The sequence below is a fragment of the Pedobacter sp. R20-19 genome, from assembly GCF_000708265.2.
GTDB lineage: Bacteria > Bacteroidota > Bacteroidia > Sphingobacteriales > Sphingobacteriaceae > Pedobacter.
Window position 1 is genome coordinate 95,370 of sequence record NZ_JCKI01000002.1, and the last position, 12,816, is coordinate 108,185.

The 12,816-nt window shown below is 36.6% G+C and carries 8 protein-coding genes; 7 read left to right on the top strand and 1 reads right to left on the bottom strand.

Annotation, left to right across the window (positions count from 1 at the left end):
- The first annotated feature begins 86 nt into the window (after positions 1-86).
- Complete coding sequence (locus AN34_RS04180; RefSeq protein ID WP_029282648.1) at positions 87-1,499, top strand: rhodanese-like domain-containing protein; 1,413 nt, start codon at positions 87-89, stop codon at positions 1,497-1,499.
- Positions 1,500-1,717: 218 nt separating this feature from the next.
- Positions 1,718-2,683, top strand: a complete 966-nt coding sequence (locus tag AN34_RS04185; protein WP_029282650.1) for a YpdA family putative bacillithiol disulfide reductase — start codon at positions 1,718-1,720, stop codon at positions 2,681-2,683.
- A gap of 62 nt (positions 2,684-2,745) precedes the next feature.
- Here the strand turns inward: AN34_RS04185 and AN34_RS04190 are convergent, their stop codons facing one another.
- Positions 2,746-3,777, bottom strand: a complete 1,032-nt coding sequence (locus tag AN34_RS04190) for a carboxylesterase (protein ID WP_029282652.1) — start codon at positions 3,775-3,777, stop codon at positions 2,746-2,748.
- A gap of 291 nt (positions 3,778-4,068) precedes the next feature.
- Between AN34_RS04190 and AN34_RS04195 the strand changes: the two genes are divergently transcribed.
- From AN34_RS04195 to AN34_RS04215, 5 genes are all read left to right on the top strand, one after another.
- The gene (locus AN34_RS04195; RefSeq protein WP_029282654.1) at positions 4,069-5,040 is read left to right on the top strand and encodes a polyprenyl synthetase family protein; all 972 of its coding nucleotides are present in this window, start codon (positions 4,069-4,071) and stop codon (positions 5,038-5,040) included.
- Complete coding sequence (locus AN34_RS04200; RefSeq protein WP_029282656.1) at positions 5,040-6,089, top strand: TerC/Alx family metal homeostasis membrane protein; 1,050 nt, start codon at positions 5,040-5,042, stop codon at positions 6,087-6,089. Before AN34_RS04195 ends, AN34_RS04200 begins: the two co-directional genes overlap by 1 nt.
- Positions 6,090-6,220: 131 nt before the next feature.
- On the top strand, positions 6,221-7,669 hold the full coding sequence (locus tag AN34_RS04205; RefSeq protein WP_029282658.1) for a M28 family peptidase: 1,449 nt from the start codon (positions 6,221-6,223) through the stop codon (positions 7,667-7,669).
- Between the two features lie 588 nt (positions 7,670-8,257).
- Positions 8,258-9,574, top strand: a complete 1,317-nt coding sequence (ahcY, locus tag AN34_RS04210) for an adenosylhomocysteinase (protein ID WP_029282660.1) — start codon at positions 8,258-8,260, stop codon at positions 9,572-9,574.
- 266 nt (positions 9,575-9,840) lie between these two features.
- A complete protein-coding gene (locus tag AN34_RS04215; protein WP_082468318.1) occupies positions 9,841-12,654 on the top strand; it encodes a TonB-dependent receptor in 2,814 nt (937 codons plus the stop codon).
- Positions 12,655-12,816: the final 162 nt, after the last annotated feature.

The window sequence follows — 12,816 nt, forward strand, 5'->3', positions numbered from 1 at the left end:
TTTTGCATATCCGTCATGCTGAACTTGATTCAGCATCTATTCAATAAGACCCTGAAATAAATTCAGGGTGACGAGGAGAATAAAACATGAAAATAGAACAAATATACACGGGTTGTTTAGCGGAAGCGGCTTATTACATTGAAAGTAATGGCGAAGCTGCAATCATCGATCCGCTTAGGGAAGTGGGTACGTATTTAAAAAAGGTAGAAAAAGCTGATGCCACCATTAAGTATATTTTTGAAACACATTTTCACGCGGATTTTGTCTCAGGTCATGTAGATCTGGCTGAAAAATCAGGAGCAACCATTATTTATGGCCCAACTGCTAAAACGGAATTTAAATCTCATATTGCAAAAGACGGAGAACAATTTAAAATCGGTGCATTAACCATCACGGCCTTGCATACTCCTGGTCATACTTTAGAATCAACTACTTATTTATTAACGGATGAAAATGGTAAAGATCACTGCATTTTTAGTGGCGATACCCTTTTTATCGGTGATGTAGGCCGTCCCGATTTAGCACAAAAAGGGAATCTAACAATGGAAGATTTAGCAGGAATGCTTTACGATTCGTTAAATGAAAAAATTAAGCCCTTGGCTGATGAGGTAATCGTTTACCCTGCTCATGGTGCAGGTTCGGCTTGTGGAAAAAGCATGAGTAAAGAAACTTTTGATTCATTAGGCCATCAAAAACAGGTTAATTATGCTTTAAGGGCAGAAAACAAAGAACAATTTATTAAAGAGGTTACTGATGGTATAATGCCACCACCACAATATTTTGCAAAAAATGCCGCCATTAATAAAGGTGGAATTGAAAGTATTGAAGATGTTTATGAAAAGGGAATGAATGCATTAACGCCGCAGGCATTTGAAGATACAGCTAACCAAACAGGTGCAATTATGCTCGATACCCGCGATCCACAGCTATTTGCCAAAGGTTTTATTCCCAATTCCATTAACATTGGCTTAAACGGACAGTTTGCGCCTTGGGTTGGTGCATTAATTACGGATTTACAGCAGCCAATTTTATTAATTACTGACGAAGGAAAAGAGCAGGAAAGTATCACTCGTTTAACTCGGGTGGGTTATGATAGTACCATTGGATATTTGGATGGGGGCTTTGAAAGGTGGACAGATACAGGAAAAGAAATTGATACCATCGAATCTATATCTGCTGAAGCTTTTGAAGAAGCATCCAATACTGGCGAGGTTATCGCACTTGATGTTCGTAAACCAGGCGAATATGAGTCAGAGCATTTAGATTTCACATTAAGTCGTCCGCTTGATTTTATAAACGACTGGATGGGAGAAATTGATCAGAAAGCAACCTATTATGTTCATTGCGCTGGTGGCTACCGCTCCATGATTGCAGCTTCAATTTTAAAATCCAGGGGTGTTGAAAATGTGATTGACATTGCCGGAGGATACGGCGCAATCAAAAATACAAGTTTAAATAGGACCGATTTTGCTTGTCCAAGTAAAGCGATTAAAGTTTAAATAGAGAATAGTAAGAAGTAAATAGAGAGAATAGACAAATAAGAATAGAAAAAACGCATGAGGGAGTTAAACACATTTAATAGGAATACAACTGATATAAGCATCCTTCCCATTCCCTATTCCTAGGATGTTTACTTTCATGTATTAATTTAACTAATCTATCCTCTCTGTCCATTTCCCGTTCCCAAATTTCTATTATCTAATTTAATAAACAAAAATTGACAAAATCCCATCACTACGATATCGTCATCATTGGCGCTGGTCCAATTGGCATGGCATGTGCAATTGAGGCGCAACAAGCTGGTTTGAGTTACTTAATCATTGAGAAAGGTGCTTTGGTAAATAGTTTATTCAATTACCCTGTCTTTATGACTTTCTTTTCTACTTCACAAAAGTTAGAAATTGGGGGAGCGCCTTTTGTTACCATTAACCCGAAACCAAACCGCAATGAAGCCGTTGAGTATTATCGTAGGGTTGCTGAAAAGTTTGATTTAAATATTCATTTATTTGAAAGGGTAAATCAGGTTCATAAAACTGATAAAGGGATATTTGAGATTCAAACCGTTAAAGCAAATTATACAGCCAGCAATGTTATAGTGGCTACCGGTTTTTATGATGTTCCACTGTTAATGAATATCCCGGGTGAAGATTTACCGAAAGTAACGCACTATTATAAAGATCCACATTTGTATGCATTTCAAAATGTAGTGGTTGTTGGCGCTAATAATTCAGGTGTAGATGCTGCCTTAGAAACCTACCGGAAAGGTGCAAATGTAACCATGGTTGTCCGCAGTGGTGAACTTGGTCCGCATGTAAAATATTGGGTTCGTCCGGATATTCAGAACCGAATTAAAGAAGGGGAGGTAACTGCTCTTTTCAATTCTGAACTTGTTGAAATAAGACATGGTGAAGTGGATATTCAAACACCCGAAGGCATTAAGACCATACCGAATGATTTTGTGATTGCTATGACTGGATATCAACCTGATTTTTCCATGCTAAGAAAATTTGGAATTGATTTGCCTGAAACGCTTTGTCCTGTTTACAACGAAGAAACAATGGAAACCAATGTTAAAGGTTTGTATTTAGCAGGTGTAGTTTGTGGAGGATTAGACACGCACAAGCTGTTTATTGAAAATTCCAGGGTACATGCAGAAATGATTGTTAAAAATATTATTAGCTAGTTAGAATTACGAAGTTTAGTGGAATGAAGCGTTGTCAAACCTCACCAGTCTTATTATTCTATTTAAACTGCTGAAGTCTTTTCTAGCTCAAGGCCTTCGATATTTTGTAAGTTAATCTTCAAAATACTTCCCACAAAACTATCTATTGCTACTTCTACACTTGGTAAATCTTTTGAAGTTAAGTAAGAACCTAATACATGATTTCCTGCATTTGGAATAGCAATTTTGCGTTTCAAATCTTCTGGTGTTCCTAAATCATCGAACATGCTAAGCATGGCATCTACGCGAACTACCGGATCTTGCTCTAAAGCATTTTTATAATAATATAAAAGTAGAACAGGCTGCTTCACTTTTTTGAAAACTGATTTATTCATGGTGCTTTCCACAAATTCCTGCAATTGCACTAAAGATTCTATTCTGTAATTGGTATACCAGTACTTTTTAAATTCATCTGTTCTGCCTTGCACTTTACGTTCATCGCTGCCTAAAACCCGTCTGGCAATTTGTAAACCCCAGGGATCGTTCAACAGCCAGGCATTTTTATCGTTTATGGCCACATTTGGAGACATGAGAATTAAACCATTGATTTTAGGATAGGTGGCAGCTAGCTTTAAGGCCACTGTTCCTCCTGTAGACGTGCCAATTAAGATCACTTTTTTGCCTAATTTCTGCCCGATGGCATAAGCCTGTTTACTGGTTTCCCAAAGCCTATCTGCAGTAAAATATTGCATAGGAGCAATAGTGTCTATACCATGATCGGCTAATCGTGCTAAATATAAATTAGCTTTGAGCTTCTTCGCCAGGTTAAGATGAACCGGATTTCCTTCCATTTTTGAAGCAGAAAAACCATGCAGGTAAATTAAAGCATATTCGGTTTGCTGCTGTGTAGAATCAGCCCATACAATCTCGGCCTCATTTCCTGGCTTAATATGATTTGAATGTTCCATCGCGTTAACATAATCCTCTAGATCCTGAATGTCAGGAACTTCTGGTAACATAGGATTAAACATGGGTTTTTTAGGTTTTGGACCTGATAAATACCCGGCAATGAGCAATACCGAAAAACCGATTAATATTTTATAACGCTTTTTCATTAATCCTAAAGTATTGGTTTAAACATTAACTTTTGACTGATTAAAGTAAATTTTCGGTATTCAGTTTTAAGCTTTGATAAGAGGATTTTAACTGCAAAAACTTTTCATTTAAACCTGATAGCGTCAAATAACCCACAGCCCAAAGCATGAGGGAGAGGACTATAAGCAAAAGCAGGAGGGACGATAAGGAGCGCTTAATATCATTGCCTTCCAGTTCATCATTATGCTTGATAATACATTCCTTTTTTATGGGAAATTAGCTTAAGTTTGCAATCAAAATTTTTCGACTTAATGCCGGGAATCGAACAGATAAAAAAACCTATTGCAGCTGATATTAAAGCGTTTGAAAAAACGTTCAAAGAATCTATGCATAGCGACGCACCGTTGCTGGATAGGATTACCCACTATATTGTAAAGCAGAAGGGCAAACAAATGCGACCAATGTTCGTGTTTTTTGCTGCGAAGTTATGTGGTGGCATTACCGAATCTACCCACAGGGGTGCTGCCTTGGTGGAGTTATTACATACCGCAACGCTCGTGCACGATGATGTGGTGGATAATGCCTACGAACGACGTGGTTTTTTCTCTATCAATGCGCTTTGGAAAAATAAGATTGCCGTTTTGGTTGGTGATTTTTTATTGGCGAAAGGTTTGCTGCTTTCTGTAAACAATAACGAACACCGATTGTTACAAATTGTATCAGAAGCGGTTAAGCAGATGAGTGAAGGGGAATTGCTGCAAATAGAGAAAGTGCGTAGAATGGATATTTCGGAAGAATTGTATTTTGATGTTATCCGTCAGAAAACGGCTTCACTAATTGCTTCCTGTTGCGCTGCGGGTGCAGCTTCTGCTGGTGCTGATGATACCACAATTGAGAAGATGCGGTTATTTGGCGAGAAAGTAGGAATTGCATTTCAGATTAAGGATGATACTTTTGATTTTGGTACCGATGATGTAGGAAAGCCTTTAGGAATTGATATCAAAGAGAAAAAAGTAACACTTCCGCTGATTTACGCTTTAAATCGTGCTGAAAAACCTGAACGTAAACGAATGATCAACTTGGTGAAAAACCATCAGGATGATCCGGTTAAAATTCAACAGATTATAGATTTTGTAAATGGGCACCAAGGTGTTTATTACGCTAACGAAAAAATGTTACAATACCAGGAGGAGGCTTTTGATATCCTACGTCAGTTTGATGCAGGAGAAGCCAGAACAGGATTAGAACAACTTGTACTTTATACTACAGAACGTAAAAAATAATGAGTAACGAGCTACTTTTCAGTATTGGTTTTCTACTGTTTATTGTGATTATTTTGGCATTGGATTTAGGTCTGTTTAGCCGTAAAGATCATGTAGTTAGTCTGAAACAGGCGGGAATCATGAGTGTGATCATGGTGGCGCTTGCCTTAGGATTTTATTTCATTCTTTTAACTGAAGGGCATCAATTACATGGAATTAAGGATTTTGCGCATCTGAAGGAAATCGTTACCAAACATCAACATCATATTGAACTGCTTCCTAATAACTTTGAAGGAAGTTTAGCTATTTATAAAAAAAATCTCGGACTAGAATTTTTAACAGGCTATGTGATTGAATATGCACTTTCAGTAGACAATATTTTTGTGATTGTATTAATCTTTTCAGCTTTTGCCGTAGAGGAAAAATACTATCATCGTGTGTTGTTCTGGGGAATCTTAGGTGCGATTATCATGCGCTTTATCTTTATTTTTGTTGGTGCTGCGTTAATTGCAAAATTTGCCTGGATTCTCTATATTTTTGGTGCTTTCCTTGTTTTTACTGGTGTTAAAATGTTTTTCAGTAAAGATGAAGATGAAAAAATTGATCCTGAAGACCATCCGGTAGTAAAATGGGCTTCGAAAATCTTCTCTATTCATCCGAAATATGAAGGGAAAAATTTCTTTGTAAAAATTAACCACAAAACATTAATTACGCCACTTTTCCTGGTTCTTTTAATTGTTGAGTTCACGGATTTGCTTTTTGCCGTAGATTCCATTCCGGCAATTTTTGCAGTGACGAAGGATCCTTATATTGTATTTTTCTCTAATATTTTTGCCATCATGGGGCTGCGCTCTATGTTCTTTTTATTGGTGAACATTATCCATAAATTCCATTATTTAAAAACAGGTCTGGCGGTGTTACTTGCTTTTATCGGTGTAAAAATGTTGGGGCATGTTTACCTGGAAAAGTTAGGATTTACCACTCAGCACTCGTTAATTATTATTGTCAGTATTCTGGTGATTAGTGTAGTGGCATCTTTGGTTTTTCCAAAGAAAGTACTTCATCAATAACTTTAAAATATTTAGATCTTATATTTCTTACACGTAAGTTCACTTAACAAACTGTTAAATTCAGCAAAATATACGTTACAGCATAGAAAATGAAGGTGAATTTTGTACTTTCAGAGGATAAATCATATCTAATGAAATACCTTTTTACTTTAGCACTTATTAGCACTGCTTTATTCGCGAATGCTCAAGATCAATTTGGCAATGTCTTTTCAAAAATAAACGCAGATGTTTTACAAAATTCCAAAGCCTATCAAACACTAAAGTTCGAAACTGAAACCATCGGTCATCGCTTAACAGGATCCGCAAATGGCGAGAAGGCAGAACAGTATGCATATGATTTATTGAAATCTTATGGTTGTGATGTTAAGTTTCAGCCTTTTGAAGTAGAAAGCTGGGCAAGGAAAAGCATTAGTGTAGAAATTGGTGCTAATCAAAGTAGTCTGGTCAAAATGAAAGCTGTAACGCTGGCGCACTCTCCGGTTAATGCAGATATTACTGGTGAAATTGTAGATGCAGGTAATGGTATGGAAGCAGATTTTCAGGAACAGCCTGGTAAGTTTAAAAGCAAGATTGCCTTAATCTATTTAGGTGTTTTGCCTGGTTCTCCTGCCGGAACAAAATCATTGCATAGATCAGAAAAAACAGCTATAGCTATAAAATATGGTGCTATAGGTGTAATCATTATTAATACCGTAAAAGATGGTGTTTTGTTAACAGGTACGGCATCTGTAACTGGAAAACTGATTTCAATTCCTGCGGTTTGTATTGGTTTGGAAGATGGAATGGCATTGAAAGAAAAGCTGAAAACCCAAGCACAAACGGCTCATATTGCCATGACTAATTTTTCTGGATTAATAAAAGCCAGAAATGTTATAGCCACCTTCAAAGGATTGGAATTACCTCAGGATAAAATTGTGGTAGGCGGACATTTAGATAGTTGGGATTTAGCCACGGGTGCCATAGACAATGGTATTGGTTCTTTTGCCATTATGGATATGGCACGCACTTTTAAGCACCTTAAACTCAAAACAAAACGGACTGTAGAATTTGTGTTGTTTATGGGTGAGGAGCAAGGGTTATTGGGCTCAAAAGCATATATTGAACAGGCCACGAAAGATAAAACGCTCAACCAGGTTAAATTTATGCTCAATTATGACATGACTAATGATCCCAAAGGCTTTTCGACATCCCGTGCGGAAATGAAAGATTTATTTACGGCCTGGGGTGATGATATTGTAAAAATAGACACGGGCTTTAAAAACTTATTCAATGCAGGTGCTGGTTTACATAGCGATCATCAACCTTTTATGTTAGAAGGCATTCCAACCGGTGGTGGCTTTGGAGGTAAATTGCCCAACAATTCCGGTCCATTTTATCATTCTGATGGAGACTCTTTTAAACTTGTAGATGAACAAGAATTGAAAAATACCGTTCGCTACAGTGCTATGCTTACTTATGCTTTAGCGAATACACCGAAAATTCCTGTTGGTGTTCAAGGCGAGGAAGAGTTAAAAGCTTTCTTAGAATCTCAGCATCTAAAGGAACCACTTACTATTGCGGGTGAGTGGAGATGGAAATAGAACACCTATAGCCAATATAAAAAGGTTCAGATAATATTTTTGTTAAAAAAGATGAGCATCATTAAGATAACTCAAACTTTTAACGTACAAATAATTCATTTAAAGAGGAAATAAGAATCCCGCTCCGCCACAAAAAGAATAAAAACCCAGAAAAAGCTAAGACATACATAATGCTTTGGCAACGTTTGAAAAACAATGATTGCCTAATTGTTAAGACATAAATCTTAAATGTTATCCATGGGATAGCTGAAAAAATACGTTCCATTAGATTGAGGATAGATTATTAGTAATACCATCTAAAAGAAAAATTGTTTTGATGTAAGTCAATTATTTAAATAGGTAATTTGGTATAAGCTAATAAGGTCTGGTTTATAGTAACTTTCATTTGATTAATTTCCTTTTAATGCTCTGAAGTTAAATCACTTCTACGATTATGGGATAAATTGATGGGCAAAAGGATCTTCCTGGAATCAAAAGCTGAAATGACTTATCACTATTTTACATTCTGCAAACGCCTTGTCCCTTTTAATTATTTGGCTTTCACAAAGCGATGCCGTAACTTTGCATCACATTTAAAAACAAATAATTATGTCATCAGTAGAGACAACATACATTCCTTATAAAGTTAAGGACATTTCACTGGCAGAATGGGGCCGTAAAGAAATCGAATTAGCCGAAGCAGAAATGCCAGGTTTAATGAGTTTACGTGAGGAATTTGGTCCTACACAACCATTAAAAGGTGCTCGTATTGCAGGTTGTCTGCATATGACCATCCAAACGGCTGTATTAATTGAAACCTTAGTGGCGCTAGGTGCTGAAGTAACCTGGTCATCATGTAATATATTTTCTACCCAGGATCATGCTGCTGCTGCAATTGCTGCTGCTGGTATTCAGGTTTATGCCTGGAAAGGTTTAAATGAAGAAGAATTCGACTGGTGTATTGAGCAGACTTTGCACTTCGGGGCAGAACAACAACCATTAAACATGATTCTGGATGATGGTGGCGACTTAACCAACATGGTATTTGATAAATATCCTGAGCTTATTGCAGGAATTAAAGGTTTATCAGAAGAAACTACAACTGGTGTTCACCGTTTATACGAAAGAATGAAAAACGGAACATTACACTTACCTGCAATCAACGTTAACGATTCTGTAACGAAGTCTAAATTCGATAATAAATACGGATGTCGTGAATCATTAGTAGATGCGATTCGTCGTGCAACGGATGTAATGATGGCTGGTAAAGTGGCTGTGGTTTGTGGTTATGGTGATGTGGGTAAAGGATCCGCAGAATCTTTAAGCTCACAAGGTGTACGTGTAATTGTAACCGAAATTGATCCAATTTGTGCCTTACAAGCTGCCATGGAAGGTTATGAAGTGAAAAAATTCGCTACGGCTGTTAAAGAAGCAGATATTATTGTTACTACAACAGGTAATCGTGATATCGTTCGTGGAGAACATTTCTTAACGATGAAAGATAAGGCAATTGTTTGTAACATCGGTCACTTTGATAATGAAATTGATGTAGCTTGGTTAAACGAAAAATATGGTTCAACTAAAGTGGAAATCAAACCTCAGGTAGATAAGTATACGATCGAAGGTAAAGATATCATTCTATTGGCTGAAGGTCGTTTAGTGAATTTAGGTTGTGCAACTGGTCACCCAAGTTTTGTGATGAGTAATTCATTCACCAACCAAACTTTAGCGCAATTGGAACTTTGGACAAATACAGATAAATATGAAAACAAGGTTTATGTTTTACCTAAGTATCTGGATGAAAAAGTTGCCCGTTTACACTTAGCTAAAATTGGTGTAGAATTAGATGTCTTAGATCAACACCAGGCTGATTACATTGGCGTTCCGGTAGAAGGGCCATTCAAATCAGACGAATATCGTTATTAAAAAATAGTCATGAGTCTTTAGTTCGGAGTCATGAGTTGAAATATAAAAGGGATGTGCAAAAATTGCATATCCCTTTTTTTTGCATTTATTTTTTCAGTAATCCGATGTATATGTCGGTATGCAGATATTCATCCGATCATTAGCGGTGATTTTTTTTTTTTCAAATAAAATGAAAATTGTTGTCACATTTCGATTCTTCTTGTGTCTTATAATCGAAGTTGAACTGAACTTTCCATCACAAACAAACTAAAATCATCATTTTATCTATGAAAAATTGCTTACTTATTTTACTATGCTTATTGTCTACGAAAGTCTTCGCACAAGAAGGAGTTGCTGTTACTGGTAAAGTTATCGATGAAAAAACTAATCTGCCTTTAGAGTATGTAGGAATTGTTCTGACAAGCAAAGTTGATTCTATAAAGAAAGTAGGAGTGGTAAGCAATAAATCAGGCGAATTTTCCTTTAGAAACGTGCTTAACGGAGATTATTTGGTAAAAATATCAGCCATGGGCTATAATCCAACTTCGAAAGCCATTCATGTTAATGGAAAAATATTGAATTTAGGAACGCTAAAAATGAAGGAAGATGCTATTGCACTGAAAGATGTTTCCATTGCAGGAAAGTACGCTACTGCCACTATCAAAAAGGATACTGTTGAGTTTAATGCCGATGCTTATAAAACTCAGCCCAATGCAGCAGTGGAAGATTTATTGAAGAAATTACCTGGTGTAACTATTGATAAAGACGGAAGTATTCTGGTGCAAGGACAAAAAGTAACCCGGCTAACCGTTGATGGAAAAGATTTCTTTGGTACTGATCCAAAAACAGCCACCAAAAACTTACCAGCAGATGTAATTGCCAAGGTTCAATTAATCGATAGCAAAACGCTCGAAGCAAAAGCCACAGGAATCGATGATGGTCAGCGGGAAAAGGTACTTAATTTAACCATCAAAGAAGATAAAAAAAACGGTTGGTTTGGGAATGCAAATTTATTTGGCGGTACAACAGATAAATATAATAGTTATTTAAGTGCAAATCACTTTACCAAAAAAATGCAGTTTGCTATTTTAGGTATGAGTAATAACGTGAGTAATGCTAGTTTTCAATATGAAGATTTAAGTAGTTTTACAGGTGGTAATTTAGGAAATATTTTTGCCCCTCCCGGTGGTGGAGGTTTTTCTATAAACGTTAATAATGGGCGGACTACCATTGGCGGCTCCGGAGTTTTTGATAATAGCGCAATGGGAGCGGTTACTACCCATAGTGGTGGCGTAAATTTTAGCAATAGTTGGGGAGCTAAAGACAAATTGACACTGAGCAGCAGTTATTTCACCTATTTCAGCAAAGGTTTAGGAACGAGGTTTTCCAACGTGCAAGATATTAACGAAGATGATGTATTGAGGACGAATGAAATCTCCAATCGAAATTCGGATAATCAGGCGCATCGTTTTAACTTCAAAATAGAATATCATCCTGATTCGTTAACAGATCTTACTTTTCGGTCTAATGCCATCTTAAATTATACTACTAATATCAACAGCAGAGATTTTAATACCACGCTTGATCTTGCCGGAAAAACAAATGATGGCAACCAGTTCCTGGATCAGCGAAATTTTACACCAGCTTTTTTTGGAGAACTTTCGGCCACGCGCCGCCTAAAAAAAGGATCTGTCATTATCAGCTTAAACGGAACACAAAATACTTTTAACTCCAATTGGCTAAATCAATCGATTATCAATAATTATCAGGCGGGAGGTGTGGATATTACCGACTTAAACCAACAAGCAGAACAACAAAATAAGTCGAGAAGTACATCTGTTGCCATCAACTATATCCGACCGATTATTGATAAGAAATTGAATAGTAATATCGCCTATATCAGAAACGACGGAAAAGTCGATGCACAACAATCAACGCTAAGTTACAATCCGCTAAATAATACTTACGATACCGTTGTTCCTGATCTCAGTAATCTGTTAGAAAACAGAACATGGACGCAAACTGCTCGGTTAGGTTTGATTTATAACCGTAAACAATGGACTTATAATTTGGGTTTTGGATTTCAGGAGACTGGATTAGATGCTTCAGCTTTTAATAGTGCAGGTGTTAATATTAATAATATTGAAAGGAAATATTATAACATCCTGCCGAGGTTTAGTCTTAATTTCAGAAACACCAATAATCAAACACTTCAATTAAATTATAATGCAAGTGTTAATCTACCATCGGTAAATGATCTTCAACCCGTTCAAAACAATACTAATCCATTGTACCGGCGTGAGGGAAATCCAGATCTGGAAGCTAGAAAAAGCCATCGCTTATCTGTGAATTTCAATACCTTCAGTGCTGATAATAATAAATACTGGAATGGTTATTTTTTAATTAATTATAGTTTAGATGATGTTGGTAATAGCATCATTTACAGGGATGGCATTCAATATGTGCAACCTGTAAATGTAGATGGTAACTATTACATCAATACCGGTACCAATTTCGGTCAGCCTACAAAAATCAAAGGTTTGAGAACAGGTTATGGGATCAATTTATTTGTCTCACACGGCACTTCCTTTATCAACAACGAGAAAAATATTACCGACCGGTACAATTTCGGGCCGAATGCAAATGTAAGTTACGATATTGATGATAAAATAAACGCCGGAATTTATATCAGTGTTCAATATAGTAGGGTGAATAATTCACAGCCAGGCGCTATCGATAATAAGTATTTCAATTTCTCTAACAGTGCAAGTCTTAGTTATGAGTTTATTAAAAATACCCGTTTAAGCGGCGAATTGCAGCACAATGGTACAGCTGGCCGGGCAGATGGATTTAATAATAATGTGTTTCTATTGAATGCTGGTTTTGAGCAATACTTTATGAATAGAAGAATAACCCTGGCTTTAAAAGGATTTGATATTTTAAATCAAAATACAAATATAGACCGAACAATTAATGGAAGCAGAATAGAGGATATTCGTTTCAACACCATCACTAGATATTTTTATCTATCGCTAAATTACAAGATCAGTAAGGCAGGAGCATCCAAAGAGAGAAGTAATCCGCGGAGTACGGTGAATTAATGTTCTACAGAAACTTGAGTTTAGTTTGTTATGATGAAAGTTACTAACGCTTATAGGCATGATGCATATGAGCGTTAGTAACTTAATCAGCGGCAAAAGAAAAACGGACTACAAAATTACAGCATCCATCGATTGAAAACTATCAACTGAATTACAACTCCC

What these genes read in the sequence shown, in the direction of transcription:
- ahcY (WP_029282660.1), top strand. Translation starts at nt 8,258, where the DNA reads ATGTCATCAGTAGAGACAACATACATTCCTTATAAAGTTAAGGACATT.
- AN34_RS04200 (WP_029282656.1), top strand. Translation starts at nt 5,040, where the DNA reads ATGAGTAACGAGCTACTTTTCAGTATTGGTTTTCTACTGTTTATTGTG.
- AN34_RS04190 (WP_029282652.1), bottom strand. Translation starts at nt 3,777, where the DNA reads ATGAAAAAGCGTTATAAAATATTAATCGGTTTTTCGGTATTGCTCATT.
- AN34_RS04215 (WP_082468318.1), top strand. Translation starts at nt 9,841, where the DNA reads ATGAAAAATTGCTTACTTATTTTACTATGCTTATTGTCTACGAAAGTC.
- AN34_RS04205 (WP_029282658.1), top strand. Translation starts at nt 6,221, where the DNA reads ATGAAATACCTTTTTACTTTAGCACTTATTAGCACTGCTTTATTCGCG.
- AN34_RS04180 (WP_029282648.1), top strand. Translation starts at nt 87, where the DNA reads ATGAAAATAGAACAAATATACACGGGTTGTTTAGCGGAAGCGGCTTAT.
- AN34_RS04195 (WP_029282654.1), top strand. Translation starts at nt 4,069, where the DNA reads ATGCCGGGAATCGAACAGATAAAAAAACCTATTGCAGCTGATATTAAA.